Source organism: Streptomyces sp. BJ20 (assembly GCF_022869105.1).
GTDB classification, from domain to species: Bacteria; Actinomycetota; Actinomycetes; order Streptomycetales; family Streptomycetaceae; genus Streptomyces; species Streptomyces griseoincarnatus.
The window spans coordinates 3737290-3754745 of the sequence record NZ_CP094918.1 but is presented as its reverse complement, the minus strand read 5'-3'; the positions used below and the strand labels follow the sequence as shown (position 1 = coordinate 3754745).

Below are 17456 nucleotides of genomic sequence, written 5' to 3'. Positions count from 1 at the left end.
CACACACGCGGGTGCCATCGGGCCGGCCGCCACGGCGGCCCGGCGGCACCCCGCCCGGCGAGCACCACCGACCGCCACGCGCCCACCACACCAGCGCCACGCGACGCACAAGAAGCCGCACACACAAGAGCAGACGCACCAGAAGGGGACCGCATGCTCCACCCACAACTCCGGGACGACGCGGCGCGGATGCGCATGCTGCTGTACGGCCAGCTTGTCTCCAAGGCGGTGTGCACAGCGGTGGAGCTCGGTCTGCCGGAGGCACTGGCGGGCGGGCGCCGCTCCGCCGAGGACCTCGCCGGCGACGTTGACGCCCACCCCCTCGCCCTGCGCCGGCTGCTCCGCGCACTCGTCCCCTTCGATGTGTTCACCGAGGAGCCCGACGGTACCTTCGCGCTGACCCGCCTCGGTGCCACCCTGCTGCCTGACACCCCCGGCACGGCACGCCCCAGCGCCCTGCTGCTCGCCGGTGAAGTCGGCCGCACCTGGCAGGAGTTCGGGTACTCCGTGCGGACCGGCGACTCGGCGTTCACCCTGCTTCACGAATGCGCCCTCTTCGAGCACCTGGAGCGGCGGCCGGAGCGGCGCGAAGTCTTCGACCGGTCCCAGGAGGCCGGACTGCGACTGGAGCTGGACGAGATCTTCGACGCGGTCTCCTTCGACCGGTACCCCACGATCGTGGACGTCGGGGGCGGCAACGGCCACCTGATGTGCGAACTGCTGCACCGCACCCCGGGCAGCACCGGCAGCGTCATCGATCTGCCCGGCACCGTGCAGCTCGCCGAGAAGCGCATCGTGGAAGGGGGTCTCACCGACCGTTGCACCGCCGTCGTCGGCGACTTCTTCGACAGCGTCACACCCGGCGCGGACCTCTACGTCCTCAGCCACATCCTGCACGACTGGGGTGACGACAGCGCTGTCTCCATCCTGCGTACCTGCGCCGCCGCCATGCCCGCGCACGGTCGTCTCATGGTGATCGACCTGCTCACCGATGCCGCCGCGGACGACCGGGGCGGACGCCACCGGCTCCCCGCCCTCATGGACCTCTACATGCTCTCCCTCTTCGGAGCGGCGGGCGGCCAGGAGCGCACCGGCGCGGAGTTCACCGCGCTGCTCACGGCCGCCGGACTGGAACCGGAGGAGACCAGGGTGCTGCCCAGCGGCATGGGCGTCATCACGGCCCGGCGGCGCAGCACCTGAGCGCCCTCGCACACCGTCCCACCCGGGCCTCGGACCGGTGTGCCGCGCCGCGTCGTCTCGTCGAGGCCGATAACCGCTGCCGGGGCAGCCCTGGGCCGTTCAGACGGGTCCCTCACCCACGTCGTCGCTGGATAGGCACTCCCTCATGACTCACGACCCGACCGCTTCCCCGCCCGCCCGTGCCGGGAAACGCGAATGGACAGCTCTGGGTGTCCTCGCCTTACCGGCGTTGCTCATCAGCCTCGACACCACGGTGCTGCACCTGGCGGTCCCGCATCTCAGCGGGAGCATCGACCCCAGCGGCCTGCAGCTGCTGTGGATCGTCGACATCTACAGCTTCCTGATCGCCGGTCTGCTCATCATCGCGGGCACGCTCGGTGACCGGTTCGGCCGGCGTCGGCTGCTGGTGGCCGGGGCGGCGGGCTTCGGGCTGGCCTCCGTACTCACGGCCTTCTCGACCAGCGCGGAGATGCTGATCGTCAGCCGGGCGCTGCTGGGCATCGCGGGAGCGACCCTGATGCCCTCCTCGATGTCCCTGATCCGCAACATGTTCCTGGACGCACGACAGCGCTCCGTCGCCTTCAGCGTGTGGATCGCCTGCTTCCTGGTGGGAGGAGCGCTCGGCCCCCTCGTCGGCGGAGCGATGCTGGAACACTTCTGGTGGGGATCGGTCTTCCTGCTGAGCGTGCCCGCGATGGTGCTGCTGCTGATCCTGGGGCCGGTACTGCTCCCCGAGTACCGCGACCCGAACCCCGGCAGGATCGACCCCGCGAGCGTGCTGCTGCTGGTGGCATCCCTGCTGACGACGGTGTACGGGCTCAAGGTGCTCACCGGTGAGGGCTTCGGCGTCCTGCCGGTGACGTTGCTCCTCGCCGGGCTCGCACTGGCCGTGGTCTTCGCCGTACGACAACGGCGCCTCACCCACCCCCTGCTGGACCCCGCCCTGTTCCGTGAGCGCACCTTCACCGTCTCCCTCGTCACCATGGGCGTCGCGCTCTTCGTCATGTCGGGATCACAGTTCTTCATCGCGCAGTACCTCCAGATGGTGGTGGGGCTGTCGCCCCTGGAGACGGGACTGGCGTCACTGCCCGGCAGCGTCGGCGGGGTGATGGGTGCCCTGCTGGCTCCGGTGGCACTGCGCTGGATGCGGTCCGCGTACGTGATGACAGCCGGGCTCACCATGGCCGTGATCGGTTTCGCCGTACTGACCCAGGTCGAGACGGAGGGGGGTCTCGTCCCGGTGATGATCGCGGTAGGGATGCTCAACTTCGGCGTCGCGCCGACCATCGCGCTCGGCACCGACATGATGATCGCGTCCGCGCCGCCCGAGAAGGCCGGAGCGGTCTCCGCCATCTCCGAGACCTGCCAGGAACTGGGGCTGGGCATGGGCGTCGCGATCCTCGGCAGCGTCGGGACCGCGGTGTACCGCGCCGAGGTCGCGGACACCCTGCCCGCCGGCGTGGCCTCCCGTGCCCAGGACACCATCGGTTCGGCCGTGGACGAGGCCGGGCGGCTGCCGGACGAGCTCGGCACGACGGTCCTCACCGCGGCCCGGGAGGCGTTCACCGACAGCCTCTTCCACGTCAGCGTCATCTGCACGGTGGTGACCCTGCTGATCGTGGTCACCATCGCCGTGCTGCGCCCGACTCCGGAGGGCGACGGTCACGCCCTGGACGACGCCGACGGGTTGAACGGTCCCGGCGGCACCGAGGTGCCGTCGCGCACGAGTTCCTGAAAGGGACCGTTCCACCGGGCCCGCGCCCACAGCGCCCTGAATCATCCCTTCTTACGGCGTATTTACCGGCGCTATGCCGGCCAATCGGTTCTCCGTGCCGCACCAATGCCCCTGGTTGCAACAGATCCACGCGCTCCGCTTGTGAAAGGAGACCCCGGCGAACAGTGGTCATCCATAAACTTCCTTGAAATGTGCGGCTTCGTCGGGCGGACACGTTTCGACACCCCTGTAAATGACGTAGGCTTCCGATCTGCCGATGTCGGGCCAGTCGGCGAAGGGACACGTTCGAGTTGTGCCCATCTCCCGTACGTAGCAAGGAGTACGTCAATGTCTGAACTGAACCGCCGGGGATTACTCACGCGCGCCGGACTGGTCGGGGCCGGCCTGGTCTCGGCGGACTTCTTAGCAGGCGGCGGCACCGCGGCCGCGGCCGGGAAGAACACCGCGAAGAGCGCGGGAAAGTGCGCCCCGGCGTTCGACACCGTCACCGTGCAGCCCGGGGACCCCCGCTACGACAGCTTCATCCGCGCGCACAACACCCGCTTCAGCAACCGGCCGGATCAGGTCACCATCGCGACCTCCTCGGACCAGGTCGCCGAGGCGCTCGGCCGCGCCGTCGCGGCCGGCCAGGAGGTCGCCGTCCGCTCCGGCGGCCACTGCCTCGAGAACTTCACGACGTACTCCGGCGTCAAGCACCTCATCGACCTCTCGCAGATGCAGGACGTCTACTACGACGAACGCCGGGGTGCGTTCGCCGTGGGTCCTGGCGCGATCGTGGCCCCCACGCAGAACACGCTCTTCAAGGGCTGGGGCGTGACGATACCCTCGGCGGGCTGCTCGGAAGTTGGCCTCGGCGGGCACATACTCGGCGGCGGCTACAACTTCTACTCCCGCATCCACGGCATAGCCGTCGACCACCTCGACGCCGTCGAGGTGGTCGTGGTCGGTGCCGACGGACAGCCCCGCACCATCGTGGCGACCCGTCGCCAGGACGACCCCAACCGCGACCTGTGGTGGGCACACACGGGCGGCGGCGGCGGCAACTTCGGGATCGTCACGCGGTACTGGCTGCGCACGCCCGGAGTGAACTCCAGCGACCCCGCCAAGCTGCTGCCCCGCGGCTCGAACCAAAGGGTCCGCAACGTGCAGTGGTCCTGGAACGACCTGTCGCCGCAGGCGTTCAGAACGCTCGTGCGCAACTTCTCCCGGTGGTACGAGCTCAACAGCGCCCCGGGGGCCAGGGAGGTCCAGGTGTGGGCCTCGTTCTCCGCCTCCCATCAGGCAGCCGGCGTGGTCGGTCTGATGGCCGGTGTCTCCAAGGACGTTCCGGGCGGCGAGGCCCTGCTCGACGGGCTCTTCGAGGCGACTGCCGCCGGAGCCGGCGTCTCTCCCGTGGCCGACTCGCGGTACGAACTGCCGTGGCTCGACCGCGACAACTGGTACTGGGGTCCCCCCGGACGCCAGAAGGACAAGACGGCGGACCTCAAGAAGAGCTACACCGACGAGCAGCTGGACACGATCTACGCCTACCTGACCGACGACCACGGCGATCCCGGCGCACAGGTGAACCTGGCCGCCCTCGGCGGCAGGATCAACTCGGTACGTTCCGACGCGACCGCCTACGTCCACCGGGACTCGATCCTGCGCGTCTACTTCACGCCCGGCGTGTGGCGCGCGGAGGCCCAGGACGCCAAGTACGTCGCGTGGGTGCGGAAGCTGTACCGCGACGTGTACCGCAACACCGGCGGTGTCCCGGCGCCCGACGCCGCCAACTCGGGGGCGTACATCAACTACCCGGACGTCGACCTCGCCGACCCGGAGTGGAACACCTCCGACACCCCCTGGCACGGCCTGTACTACGGAGCGAACTACGCGCGGCTCCAGCGGGTCAAGTCCGCCTACGACCCGCGTGACGTGTTCCACCACGCGCTGTCGATCCGGCCCGCCTGACCCGGCATCGGTGCGGTGTGCCCTGCCGGACGGCACGCGGCCGCCCGACGGGCACACCGCACCTCCCTCCGCCTCGTTCCGTTGGCCGAAAACATCCCGTACTCCGGAAGAGAATGGGCGACCTTTCTCATTTCCGCCGCCGGATCATGCGACGCGCCTTTCCGGTCGGCCGCGAGTTCACGCGGAACGAGTCGGTCCGGCCGCGCGTCCAAGCGTCACAGAAAGCTGACGAATATCCCCGGAAGCTCCCCGTGCCGTACTTCCGCCGAACCTTGCGGCCGCGGCGGCAATCCCGGCCCGAGTGCCCGGGGCCGAACCAGAGCAGAGACGACAGGAAGACAGATATGGCTGCCGAATTATCCGGCGTCGGCGACGTCGCGAGTTTCTACGAGGGTCTCGGCCAGGTTCTCAATATCGCCTGGGGCGAGAATCTGCACTACGGCTACTGGGAGGACGACGCCGACGACAGCACGGTCGAAGCCGCCACGGCCCGGCTCACGGACCTGCTGATCAGTCTGCTCGACCCCGCGCCCGGCGCCGGTGTCCTCGACATCGGCTGCGGTGTCGGCAAGCCCGCTCTCCAGCTCGTCGCGGCCAGGGAAGCGCGTGTCACCGGCATCTCGATCAGCGACGTCGAGGTGAAGCAGGCCACGCAGCGCGCCGCCGAGGCGGGCCGTTCGGACCTGACCGCCTTCCGCAACGCGGACGTACAGGACCTGCCTTTCGACGACGACTCGTTCGACGGAGCCTGGGCGGTGGAATCCCTGCTCCATGTGCCGGACCGGGGCCGCGCGCTCGCCGAGACGGCCAGGGTGCTGCGCCCCGGCGGACGGCTGGTGATCGCCGACACCGTCCAGCGCCCGCCGCTGGACGCCGAGGCCCGCGCCGTTCTCGACGAATTCCGAACCTCCTACCACGTGAGCGCCTACGCCACCGCCGACGAATACCGGGGACTGCTCACCGCGAACGGATTCGTCGACATCGACATCCGTGACATCAGCGACAAGGTGGTCCGGACCGGAATGATCATGGCTGACGCCGTCGAGGCCCGACGCGACGAACTGGCCCGGATCGACGGGCCGGAACCGGTCGACCAGTACATCGGCCTCATGCGCCGCGCGGCGGCCAGCCCGGGCATCGGATACCTGGTGATCGCAGCGACGCGGGACCCGGCATCCACCTCCTGAGCCCGCCCGGCGCGCGCCGGCTGCCCGGCACCCCTCCGTCACAAAGGGATGCCGGGCCATCGGGCTGCCGACCCCGCGCCCCGAGCTCCAGGCCCGAACGGACCGGCTGACCGCTAGTCAGCGCCCGCGAACAGCGCGGTCACCGATACCCGGACGGGTCGGCAGGCTTCCCCGCCTCCTGCACCTCCACCAGATAACGCCAGCAGTCGGGACGCGAGCCGTCGAGGTCGGTGAAGCCGTACTCCTGAGCGAGCTGCCCACTGGAAACCGACTGGCCGTTCCAGCGCCCGACATTCGCGTCACCCGCCAGCGCCGCGACCGCGCGCCCCACGTACGAAGGGCTTTCCGAGATGCAGAAGTGCGGCACCTCGGTCAGCGCGTCGCGCCAGTTCTCCTCCGTGACACCGAGCGTCTCGAGCATCATCTCCGAACGCATCCAGCCCGGAGTGAGCGTCACCGCCGTGCCGCCGTACGGCTCCAGCTCGTGGGCCAGCACGTACCCCATGCGCAGCACGCTGTTCTTGACCAGGTCGTAGAAGTACGAGTTGCGGTAGTGGCTGCCGTTGTACGCGGCCGTCCCATCGGTCATCTCCACCACGAGTCCGCCGGGCCGACGCACCAGCAGGGGCAGGAGGAAGTGGCTGGAGATCGCATGGGTGTCCACACCGAGCCGCATCAGCCGCAGCCCCGCGTCGAGGTCGTGCTCCCACACCTTCTTGTCGAACTCGAACAGCCGCTCACCTCCCCAGACGTCGTTGACCAGTACGTCGAGCCGCCCCTGCTCGGTGTCGACGCGGTCGGCGAGCGCGCGGACCTGCTCGGGCACCAAGTGGTCGGTCGGCACCGCGATCCCGGTTCCGCCCGCCTCCGTGACCAGCTCCGCGGTCTCCTCGATCGTCTCGGACCGGTTGTACTCCGAGCGACGTTCCCGCGTCGTACGGCCGGTGACGTAGACCGTCGCACCCGCCGCGCCCAGCTGGACGGCGATGGCTCGTCCGGCTCCCCGCGTGGCACCCGCGACCAACGCGATCTTCCCCCGAAGGTCCGGAGCCGGCGTGTCGGGCGTGCGTTCCATGAAGGTCCCTCATCTGTTCGTGCGTTCCTGACCCGCGTCCGTCCTCGGCACGGGCTCTTCCACTCCATGATCACGTCTTAACCCGACATCCTCCGTCCTGATTTCCGGCCGTTCTCCGACCGGGGCCCGAAGGGACGAGCAGCTCCCCACAGGAATCGCCGACCGAACACCGGCCCGTCGCGTCACCAGCCGGCACAACTGCTCGGCGTGGGTGAGCTCCTGACGCCGTACCGTCGTACGGAGGGCCGCCTCCAAGAGCAGGCGCGGTTCTGGCACGACGCCCCCGACGACCCGCCGGGGGCGGTGTGCAGTACTTCGTCCAGTCGGGTGCAGTCTCCGCCTGGCGCTGGAGGCGCGCGGGCGTGCGACGGCTTCGGCCGACGGGCGTAGGGGGCCAGGGGAGCGGCGCCGTCTCGCCTGCACCGGTCGCAAGTGTGAGGCAGGGGAGGAACGAGAGCGCGGCGAGGCCGCGCACGATGCTTTGGATCATGCTCAGGTGATGGCGACCCGGCGGGACCAACGTCCTGGAATCGGGCTGTGAGCCTCCGGTCCGGCGGAATGACTCCCATTGCCTGCGGCTACGGCCTCATCCGTGGCCGGCGCAGCCGCACCACGGTCCCGTAGCCGTCGGCACCCCGGCCGCCGGACCCGGTCGACCGCGACTTCACCGTAAGCCGGCCGGACCAACCAGGGGTGGGCCTCATCCATCACAGCGACCACGGGTCGCCATACGTGTCGAATCCGCAGGTCGCCGTTCGCGGAACTCCGCGAAACCTGCGTGCTCTGCGGGCCCGCACGGGATTTTCCTCAGGTGTGCGGGACCGCCACGGCCGTGGCGATCAGGCCCAGGTCCGTCGTCCATCGGCCGTCGAAGTGGTCGAGGCGGTGGCCGCCCACCCGGGGACCGGGGACGAGGAGCGTCGCGCGAAAGTGGCCGTCCTCGGAGAACTCGATGTCGGCCTCTGTGAAGTCAAGCCACTTTCGGGTGAGGGGGAACCACGTCTTGTAGATGGACTCCTTGGCGCTGAAGAGCAACCGGTCCCAGTGCACGTCGGGGCGCCGGTCGGAGAGCCGCCGCAGCCGGTCCGCCTCGGCCGGCAGGGACACCGCCGGCAGTACTCCGTCGGGCAGCGGCTGGTGCACCTCGGCGTCTATGCCGAGCGAGGCCAGATCCGCTGTGCGGACAAGCGCGGCGGCGCAGTAGTCGTCACAGTGGGTCATGCTGCCGACCAGCCCGGCCGGCCAGCGTGGAGCGCCATGCTCCCCCGGGAGGATCGGCTGCGGCGGCACACCGAGCTTCTCCATGGCGCGCCGGGCGCAGGAACGCACGACGGTGAACTCCCGCCGCCGTTTGGCGAGCGCCCGCGTCATGAACGCCGCTTCCTCGGGGAAGAGCGTGAGGCCCGCGTCGTTCTGGCCGTAGGCCTCCACCGATACGACGGCCGAAGGCAGCAGTTGCTCGATCACCTGGGGCAGGATACGCCGCAGGCTCATTGGCGGACGTGACCGCCGACAGGTTCAAAGGGAGCGTGGCCCGCCGTTCCGGCGAGGGCGCGCAGACGGTGGACTCCGCCTCGCCGGTGCGTGTGGGGGCCCTGACGAGGTCGCAAGGCCGACGTACGACACCGCACCGCAACACGTGTCCGCCCGCCCGCGCGGACATCGACAGGAGCCGGCACACGTATGTCGGTGACGTTCACTCAGGCGCGGCCGGGGGAGCGGCTGCTTTCCTGACGCCACGCCCCCGTTCCGCTCCCGCACCCCGCACCCGCGCCCGCACCCGCCGCCGGGGCGGACGGTGCCGGCGGCGCCCGCCTCAGCCGTTGCCGAAGCGCAGCGCCGAGTGGTGCTCCTGCGCGAGCCGCCGCAGGGCCAGCAGCGCGGGCTCCAGCAGCACGGTCAGCAGGACGGCCCGTTCGGCCTGCTGCAGCGGGTCGCCCGCGTCCCGCAGCTGGTCGAGGTCGAGCCTCGCCGCCCGGTCGGCGAGTTCGGCGTAGGGGACGAGGGAGCGCCAGTCGTAGTCCATCCCGAGCGCCCGCATCGTCTCCAGCGTCTCGGCGACCACCTGCGCGGCGGGCGGGTTCGGAGACGTCCTCCAGCCCATCTCGGCGGTCAGCGCGGCCACGTCCTCGGCCACGTCACCCGCGGCGGCCCCGGCGCCGTCCGGTTCCGCGGCGCCGTCCCGGCGCGGCGGTCTGCCGGACCGCTCCACGGGCAACGCGCCGAGCACCAGCCCGAGCAGCAGGTGCACGTCGCCCTGCTGTTCGTCCACCGCGGCCAGGACGTCCCTGGTGGCGCTCACGGAAAGCCCGCGGACCCCGATCAGGGAACGGATCAGCCGCAGCCGGCGCACGTGTTCCTCGTCGTACTCGGCCTGGTTGGCGGCGGTGGGGCGGCCCGCGGGCAGCAGTCCGTCCCGCAGGTAGTACTTGATCGTGGGGATGGAGACCCCGCTGCGGCGGCTCAGCTCGGAGATGCGCATCGGTCCGCTTCCTCGTCCTGTCTTCCGTTGTCCGTCGGATAACGGCTAGTGCCACTGTCTATAACGCACTACGATGGATAGTGCCACTCACCACTCCAGAAGGCGAGACCACGGTGCCCACACTTCCCTGGACCGTCCCGAACCCGCCCCCGCCGCACGGCACGGCGTTCGTCATGGCGTCCCGCTTCGAGGTGCGGACGCTCAAGGACGTGCCCCGCTTCTTCCTCCGCTCCCTGGCCGCCTGGAAGCAGGTCCGCTCGGCCCCCGGCGCCTACGGCGCCTCACTGATCGCACAACCCGCACGGCGCGTCTTCTACACGCTGTCCGCCTGGCAGGACCGCGACGCCCTCTACGCCTACGCCAGGGCCGAACCGCACCGCGGCATCATGACGTCGCTGCGCCCCACGATGCGCACCTCCACCTTCACCTTCTGGGAAGTCGACACCACCGGACTGCCCATCACCTGGGACGACGCCAGGCGTCGCCTGGCGGAACAGGCGCGCACCGACGCGGTGGGCGACGCCTGAGCCGTGGCAAGACCTCCGACCCGGGGGCATCCCCGTCCCCGGGTCGGACGGCTCCCTGCGTTCCTCGTCTGTCACCAGCCGGCGCAACTGCTCGGCGCGGGCGAACTCCTGATGTCCGTACCGCCGTACGCGCGACCGCCATGCCGTACAGCGCGGCCATGGACTCCGCCCCGGCGGGACACCGCCGTGCCGCGCGGGCCGCGGTGGCCTGCCTCACACTTCCGCCCGGCCCTTTGGCAGACCGCCGAGTTCCGTCTAGAGTAGCGTGTAGTCAAATTTGAACAGTCGGATCGCATCATCGGGAGCCTGCGTGACCCTGCCCCAGACCGGCTACACCCCCACCGCCGAGGACCGCGCGGGCCTCGACGCCTGGTTCGAGCAGTACGACGCGCTGTGCACCAAGCGCGACGTCGAACGCATGGCGGACCAGGCGGTGTTCCCGCTCAACCTGATCAGCGACGACTCGGCGGGCAACGGCAGGTCGGCCCAGTGGGACCGCCGCCAGTTCGTCGACACCATGGCCCACGTCATGGGCGACGGCAGCCAGGAGGTCACCTTCCGCAACACCCGCGCCCCGGTGTTCCTCTCCGCCTCCATGGCGGTGGTCTTCACCCACTCCGTCGTCACTGCGGGCGACCAGACCTACGAGACCGACTACGCCGACGTGCTCGTCCGTAAGGACGGCGCCTGGGCCTTCCAGACCATGATCCAGAGCGGCTGGGGCGACAACCTCTGACCGCCCGGCGCAGTCGCGCTCACGCCGGCCGGAATCAAGGGCATCGAGGGAGAGGGTGTCGGAACGCATGGAGTGGATGACACCGCGGCAGGCCGGGCAACTGGCCTGCTGCGCGGCCGTGTTCGAACCGGGGGACCCGGCCCGCACGGGCCGGATCGCCTTCTGGGACCCCGACGGCGGCACCCCGCCCCCGGCGCCGGGCGGCGAGCCCGGAGAGGCGGACCTCGTCGTCCCCGACGGCGACGGCTTCGCCGTCCGGACCGTGCCCGTCCTGCGCCTGACCCCGGCCGGCGCCCTGCCCGCCCTCCTCCACGCCCACCGCGCGACCGCCACCACGGCCACCGGCCCGACCACACCCGCCGAGCCGCCCGTGCCCGCCCTGCCGCCCGCGGCCACCATCCCGCCTGCCGGACGACCGCCCGCGCTCGCTGCGGCCGCCGGCCCGACCACGTGCGCCGAGCCGCTCGCGCACTCCACCGGCCCTGCCGAGCCGCCCGCGCCCGCCCTGCCGCCCGCGGCCACCATCGCGCCCGCCGGACCGCCCGCGCTCGCCGCGGCCGCCGGCCCGACCACGTCCGCCGAGCCGCCCGCGCACTCCACCGACCCTGCCGAGCCGCCCGTCGCGGCCACCACCGACCCCGCCGAGCCGCCCGCGCCCGCCCTGCCGCCCACGGCCACCATCGCGCCCGCCGGACCGCCCCCGCCCGCCGCGGCCGCCGACGCCCCCGCCGCCGACGGCCCCGCCCCCGCATCCACCCCCCACCCCGCCACCGCCTTCTGGGGAGCCGTCACCGCCCTCGCACTGCACCTGACCGCCCGCGAGCGCCTCCTGCCCGGCGTTTCCCCGGCCGGCTACGACACCTGGCGGGCCGGCCCGTTCGACGCCGACGACATCACCCGCATCCGCGCGCTCGCCGACGCCGCCCCCGGCGAGGCCGTCGCCGTCCCCGGCACCGACCCGGACATGCTCGTGCGCGCCTTCCTGGACGCGGTCGCCGACACCCTCCCGCGCACCCCCGCCGCCGAACTCGCCACCGGACGCGCGGCGTTCGCCGCGAGCGCACCCCAGCACGTGCCCCAACTGCGCGCCTGGGCCGAGGAGATCGCCGCCGGACTCGACTCCGGCGTCCGGATGTCCCTGCGCGTCGAACTCACCGACGTCACCGAGGCGGACCCCCGCCCGCCCCGCCCGCGCCTGGTCCCCCGCGCCCACAGCCTCGCCGACCCCACCCTGGCCCTGGACGCCGACGACCTGTTCGCCCGCGCCGACCACGCCCTCGGCCCACGCGCCCAGGCCGACACGGTCCTCGCCGTCCGCCGCGCCCAGGCCGTGTGGCCGCCGCTGGAGCGCCTGCTGCCCGTACCCACCGCCCTCGACCTGACCGACGGGGAACTGCGCGACCTGCTCGGCGGCGCGGCCGGCCGGCTGGCCGGGCACGGCATCGACGTCACCTGGCCCAAGACGTCCACCGGTGCGCTGACCGCCCGCGCGGTGGCCGGCGCCGACCGGACGCCGCCCGCCGACCTGCGCTCCTTCTTCGGCGGCGACGGCACCGTCGACCTGCGCTGGCGCCTCGAACTGGACGGCGACCCCCTCACCGACGACGAGGCGGCCACCGTCGCCGACGGCGGGGCCGTCGTCCGGCTGCGCGGCCGCTGGGTCCTCGTCGACGCCGGCATCGCCCGCAAGGCCCGCGACCGCCGGCTGCCGCCTCTCACCGCCATCGAGGCGCTCGCCGTCGCCCTCACCGGCCACACCGACATCGGCGGCGAACGCGTGCGGGTGGCGCCCAGCGCCTGGCTGGACGCCCTGCGCCGCGCCCTCGCCGACCCCGACGGCGGCGACGGAGCGGTGGACCAGCCCGCCCGCCTGACCGCCACCCTGCGCGACTACCAGCTGCGCGGACTGCGCTGGATGGACCGCATGACCTCCCTCGGCCTCGGCGGCTGCCTCGCCGACGACATGGGCCTGGGCAAGACCATCCAGCTGATCTCGCTGCACCTGCTGCGCCAGGAACGCCCCGAGGACCGTGGCCCCACCCTCGTGGTCTGCCCCGCCTCCCTGCTGGGCAACTGGGAACGCGAGGTGGGCCGCTTCGCGCCGGGCACCCCGGTACGCCGTCACCACGGCCCCGGCCGTACGCTGGACGGCGCCGACGAGGGCTTCGTCCTCACCACGTACGGCACCATGCGCCTGGACGCCGCCCGGCTCGGCGCGCACACCTGGGGCCTGGTCGTCGCCGACGAGGCCCAGCACGTGAAGAACCCCCACTCCTCCACCGCCAAGGCCCTGCGGCAGATCGGCGCCCGCGCCCGTATCGCCCTCACCGGCACCCCGGTGGAGAACAACCTCTCCGAACTCTGGGCGGTCCTCGACTGGACCACCCCCGGGCTCCTGGGCACCCACCGCCGGTTCCGCACCCGCTGGATCGCCCCCGTCGAGGCCGAACGCGTCCTCGCCGCGAACGGTGACGGCGAACAGCACACCGCCCGCCTCCTGTCGGAGCTGGTACGGCCGTTCCTGCTGCGCCGCCGCAAGACCGACCCGGGCATCGCACCCGAACTGCCGCCCAAGACCGAGACGGACCGGCCGGTCGCGCTCACCGCCGAACAGGACACCCTCTACCGCAAGCAGGTGGAGACGGTGATGGGCGAGATCCGCGCCGGCGTGGGCGGCATCGCCCGCAGCGGCCTGGTGCTGAAGCTGCTCACCGGCCTGAAGCAGATCTGCAACCACCCCGCCCAGTTCCTCAAGGAGGACCAGGCCCCGCTCACCGGCCGTTCCGGGAAACTGGAACTGCTCGACGAACTCCTCGCCACCATCACCGCCGAGGGCGGCGCCGCCCTGGTCTTCACCCAGTACGTCACCATGGCCCGCCTCCTCGAACGCCACCTGCGCGACCGCGGCACCCCCGCCGCCCTGCTGCACGGCGGCACCCCGGTGGCCAGGCGTGAGGAACTCGTACGGCGTTTCCAGGACGGCGAGTTCCCCGTCTTCCTGCTGTCGCTGAAGGCGGCCGGCACCGGGCTGAACCTCACCCGCGCCGACCACGTCGTGCACTACGACCGCTGGTGGAACCCGGCGGTCGAGGCGCAGGCCACCGACCGCGCCCACCGCATCGGCCAGACCCGGCCCGTCCAGGTGCACCGGCTGATCGCCGAGGGAACCGTCGAGGACCGCATCGCGGCCCTGCTGGAGGCGAAGAAGGAACTGGCCGACTCAGTCCTCGGCTCCGGCGAGCAGGCCCTGACCGAGCTGAGCAACGACGAGCTGGCCAACCTGGTGGAACTGAGGAGCATGGCATGAGCGAGGCACAGCGCAGCGGCGCACGGGGCTTCCCCGCCTTCGCGGCACGCCGGGGCGGCCGCGCCCGCGGCCTGTCCTTCTGGGCCGCGCAGTGGGCCGGGGCCGTGGAGGACGTCTGGCCGGAGGAGGGCCCCCTGAAGAAGGGCCGCTCCTTCGCCCGCACCGGCCGCATCGGCCCGATCACGGTCAGCTCCGGCCGCGTGGCCGCGGAGGTGTACGGGGGAGAGGAGACGTACACGACGCGGCTGACGCTGACCGTGCTGGACGACGACGCGTGGGACCTGCTCTGGGAGAAGACCGCCGACCGCCCGGCCGAGACCGAGGCGCTGCTGGCCGGCGACCTCCCCGAGGACCTGCTGGAGGCCGTCGAGGACGCCCGGGTGCGCATGCTGCCCGGCTACGGCGACCTCGACGCCGACTGCGACTGCGACGGCCTCGACCACCCCTGCCCGCACGCCACCGCCCTCGCCTACCAGCTGTCCTGGCTGCTGGACGCCGACCCCTGGCTGCTGCTCCTGATCCGCGGCCGCGCCGCCGGGGAGGCGGTGGAGGAACTCAAGTCGGCGCTGCTGCTGCGGGCGTTGGCCGGCGACGAGGAGGAGATAGACCGGGGGGAGACCGAGACAGAGACGGAGCCGGCCGCGACGGCCCCCACGCCGGATCCCGGCACGTATGCCGCCCAGCGCGCGGCCTACGCCCGCCCAGCCGCAACCCTGCCCGCCCTGCCGCCGCTGCCCGAACCGCCCGCCGCGCCCGAGGAGCCGCTGACCGGCATCGAGGCCGACCCGCTGGACCGCCTCGCCGCGGACGCGGCTCTGCGCGCCCGCGAACTCCTCGCCCACGCCCACGGGTTCAACACCGCGCTGCCGGAACCCCTCGACGTCTGGCAGGACACGGTCCGCCTGGCGGCCACCCACCCCGACCCGCGCGTGGCGCAGCGGCTCCGCATCGGCTGCGGCCGTCCCGGCGAGGACCTGGACCGCGCCGCCGCCGCATGGCGCACCGGCGGGCGGGCGGCGCTGGACGTCCTGGAACACCCCTGGACCCCGCCCGAGCAGCAGACCGCCCGCGCCCGCACCGCGCTGGCCGCGGCCTGGGAGGCGGACGAACTCCCCCCGGTCACCGTCGACGGCAACCACTGGACGCTGACCGGCCGGGACCTCCAGCTCCGCCTCGGCCGCGACGGCCGCTGGTACCCCTACCGCCGCCGCGACGACCTGTGGTGGCCCGCCGGCTCCCCGTCCACCGACCCGGCCGATGCCCTCGCCGACCTGACCGGCCTGGCGGGCGACGACGAACTGCTCTGAAACGGTGGGGACGCCGCCCTGCGCCCTCTCCACCTGGGCGGGACAGGACGGGGCGGCGGCCCCCGACGGCGACACGAGGTGGCCGTCCTGCACCTTCTACGGCCTGGCCCCGGCGGACGACGCCGGCTCCTTCCGGGCGGTGGGTTACTGCAGCACGCCCCTAAACCCGCGCGGCGACCAGTACGTACACGGTCTGGTCGAACGCTCGACGCCTCCGCCCGCCAGCTGACCCGGCCGGGCCCTGCCGCACCTGCAGGGGTCCGCTCGTCAGCCCACCCGGACCCGCGGAAACTCCGCCTCCCGCCGCGGCAGTTCCAGCCGTTCGCCCTCGAACCGCGCCCGGAGCGAACGGTCGTGGGTGACCAGCACGATCGCCCCCGGGTATCCGCTCAGCGCCTCCTCCAGTTGCTCGACCAGCGCCGGCGACAGGTGGTTCGTCGGCTCGTCGAGCAGCAGGAGATCGGAGGGTTCCGTGACCAGCCGGGCCAGTTCCACCCGCCGGCGCTGCCCGTAGGACAGTTCGTCCACGCGTGAGCGCAGGTCCGCGGGCCGGAAGAGGCCGAGGGCGAGCAGGGCGTCGGCGTGTTCGTCGGGAGAGCCCACGCGGCCCAGCCCGAACGCCTCGGCCACCGTCAGGCCGGGCGGCCACGGCGTCTCGTCCTGGCGCAGGTGCCCCGCCCGGCCGGGCACCCGCACCGTGCCGCCGTCCGGCCGCAGTTCACCGGCGAGCACCTTCAGCAGCGTGGTCTTCCCCGCCCCGTTGGGACCGGTGACGAGAAGCCTCCCGCCGCGACCGAGGGCGAGCGAACCCAGCCGCAGACGGTCACCCACCCGCACGTCCGACAGCAGCACGGCGGGCGAGTCCGCCGGAACGGCCCCGGCACCCCCCTCCGGGACGGCGCCCGCCGCCGCCATGCGGGGTGCGAAGGCCAGCGGCTCGGGCGGCGGCGCCACCGCCTCGGCGGTCAGCCGCTGGACCCGCTCACGGGCATTGCGGATGCGGGCCATCGCGCCGTGCGCCCGGCCGCGGGCCCGGAAGCCGCCGTGGCCGAAGTTGGCCAGCGGCGCCTTGCGCGGGATGACGCCGAGGCGGGCGGCGTGTCCGGCGGCCAGCCGCTCGTTGCGGGCCAGCTCGGAGCGCCACTGCTCGTACTCCTGGACCCGGCGTCGCCGTTCGGCCGCCTTCGCGGTGCGGTAACCGCCGTAGCCGTCGCCGTAGCGGGTGACCTTCCCCTCCTCGGCCTCCAGGACCGTGGTGGTCAGGCGTTCCAGGAAGACACGGTCGTGGGTGACCGCGAGCACCGTGCCGCGGTGCGCCCGCAGTTGTGCCTCCAGCCACTCGACCGCCCGGTCGTCGAGGTCGTTGGTCGGCTCGTCCAGGAGCAGCAGCTCCGGCCGGCCGGCCAGGACACCGGCGAGGGCGAGCCGGGAGCGCTCACCGCCGGAGAGGGTGCCGAGCGGGCGTGCGCGGCGCAGCCCCGGCAGGCCGAGGTGGTGCAGCGCGATGTCCACCCGATGGTCGGCGTCGTACCCCTCCCGGGCCTCGTAGCGGGCGAGGAGCGCCTCGTACGCGGCGAGCGCCGCCGGGTCGTCGCCGGCCTCGAGCGCCCGCCCGGCCCGGTGCAGCTCCGCCTCCAGGGCGCGCAGGTCCGCGAGGGCCAGGTCGACGGCGTCCTGGACGGTGGCGGCCGGCGGCAGGGGGATGGACTGGGGCAGATACCCGACACCGCCGGCGGCGGCCACGGTCACCTCCCCGCTGTCGGGGCGCTCCTGACCGGCGATCAGCCGCAGCAGCGTGGACTTGCCGGCGCCGTTGTCGCCGATCAGCCCGGCCTTCTCGCCAGGTTTGAGGGTGAAGGAGACGTCGTCCAGAACGGTACGGCCGGGGTAGCCCTTGGTGACGTGGGACAGGGTGAGTTGCGGTGTGTGCACGATGAGTTCCCTCCTGGC

13 protein-coding genes are annotated in these 17456 nt (G+C 72.5%); 9 read left to right on the top strand and 4 right to left on the bottom strand.

Going from position 1 to position 17456, the window contains the following annotated elements; translation table 11 throughout:
- The first annotated feature begins 153 nt into the window (after window positions 1-153).
- The 4 genes from MTR79_RS16935 to MTR79_RS16920 all read left to right on the top strand — a co-directional run bounded on the left by MTR79_RS16935 (window position 154) and on the right by MTR79_RS16920 (window position 6072).
- Window positions 154-1200, top strand: coding sequence for a methyltransferase (locus MTR79_RS16935; protein ID WP_244791029.1), 1047 nt, complete (start codon window positions 154-156; stop codon window positions 1198-1200).
- A 145-nt stretch (window positions 1201-1345) separates the two neighbouring features.
- Window positions 1346-2935, top strand: a complete 1590-nt coding sequence (locus tag MTR79_RS16930) for an MFS transporter (protein WP_244791026.1) — start codon at window positions 1346-1348, stop codon at window positions 2933-2935.
- Between the two features lie 327 nt (window positions 2936-3262).
- Window positions 3263-4885: a BBE domain-containing protein gene (locus tag MTR79_RS16925; protein ID WP_189366816.1), complete on the top strand. Its 1623-nt coding sequence runs from the start codon at window positions 3263-3265 to the stop codon at window positions 4883-4885.
- A gap of 344 nt (window positions 4886-5229) precedes the next feature.
- Window positions 5230-6072 carry a methyltransferase domain-containing protein gene (locus MTR79_RS16920; protein WP_189366815.1) on the top strand — a complete coding sequence of 281 codons (843 nt, stop codon included), beginning with the start codon at window positions 5230-5232 and terminating at the stop codon, window positions 6070-6072.
- A gap of 139 nt (window positions 6073-6211) precedes the next feature.
- Here MTR79_RS16920 and MTR79_RS16915 read toward each other — a convergent pair whose 3' ends face one another.
- The 3 genes from MTR79_RS16915 to MTR79_RS16905 all read right to left on the bottom strand — a co-directional run bounded on the left by MTR79_RS16915 (window position 6212) and on the right by MTR79_RS16905 (window position 9629).
- Window positions 6212-7147, bottom strand: a complete 936-nt coding sequence (locus tag MTR79_RS16915; protein ID WP_048460785.1) for an SDR family oxidoreductase — start codon at window positions 7145-7147, stop codon at window positions 6212-6214.
- A gap of 807 nt (window positions 7148-7954) precedes the next feature.
- Window positions 7955-8614, bottom strand: coding sequence for a 4'-phosphopantetheinyl transferase superfamily protein (locus MTR79_RS16910; protein WP_189366824.1), 660 nt, complete (start codon window positions 8612-8614; stop codon window positions 7955-7957).
- 349 nt (window positions 8615-8963) lie between these two features.
- Window positions 8964-9629: a MerR family transcriptional regulator gene (locus MTR79_RS16905; RefSeq protein ID WP_189366814.1), complete on the bottom strand. Its 666-nt coding sequence runs from the start codon at window positions 9627-9629 to the stop codon at window positions 8964-8966.
- A gap of 113 nt (window positions 9630-9742) precedes the next feature.
- Between MTR79_RS16905 and MTR79_RS16900 the strand changes: the two genes are divergently transcribed.
- The 5 genes from MTR79_RS16900 (at window position 9743) to MTR79_RS16880 (ending at window position 15735) form a co-directional block, all read left to right on the top strand.
- Complete coding sequence (locus MTR79_RS16900; RefSeq protein ID WP_244791024.1) at window positions 9743-10156, top strand: DUF3291 domain-containing protein; 414 nt, start codon at window positions 9743-9745, stop codon at window positions 10154-10156.
- A 310-nt stretch (window positions 10157-10466) separates the two neighbouring features.
- On the top strand, window positions 10467-10892 hold the full coding sequence (locus tag MTR79_RS16895) for a nuclear transport factor 2 family protein (RefSeq protein WP_122215734.1): 426 nt from the start codon (window positions 10467-10469) through the stop codon (window positions 10890-10892).
- A 67-nt stretch (window positions 10893-10959) separates the two neighbouring features.
- A complete protein-coding gene (locus MTR79_RS16890; RefSeq protein WP_244791022.1) occupies window positions 10960-14199 on the top strand; it encodes a DEAD/DEAH box helicase in 3240 nt (1079 codons plus the stop codon).
- Window positions 14196-15506, top strand: coding sequence for a hypothetical protein (locus MTR79_RS16885; protein WP_244791020.1), 1311 nt, complete (start codon window positions 14196-14198; stop codon window positions 15504-15506). The genes MTR79_RS16890 and MTR79_RS16885 overlap by 4 nt, the downstream gene beginning before the upstream one ends.
- 4 nt (window positions 15507-15510) lie before the next feature.
- Complete coding sequence (locus MTR79_RS16880) at window positions 15511-15735, top strand: hypothetical protein (protein WP_244791018.1); 225 nt, start codon at window positions 15511-15513, stop codon at window positions 15733-15735.
- A 38-nt stretch (window positions 15736-15773) separates the two neighbouring features.
- On the opposite strand, the gene MTR79_RS16875 is transcribed toward MTR79_RS16880, so the two are convergent.
- Window positions 15774-17438, bottom strand: a complete 1665-nt coding sequence (locus MTR79_RS16875) for a TlrC/CarA/OleB/SrmB family ABC-F type ribosomal protection protein (protein ID WP_244791016.1) — start codon at window positions 17436-17438, stop codon at window positions 15774-15776.
- Window positions 17439-17456 lie beyond the last annotated feature (18 nt).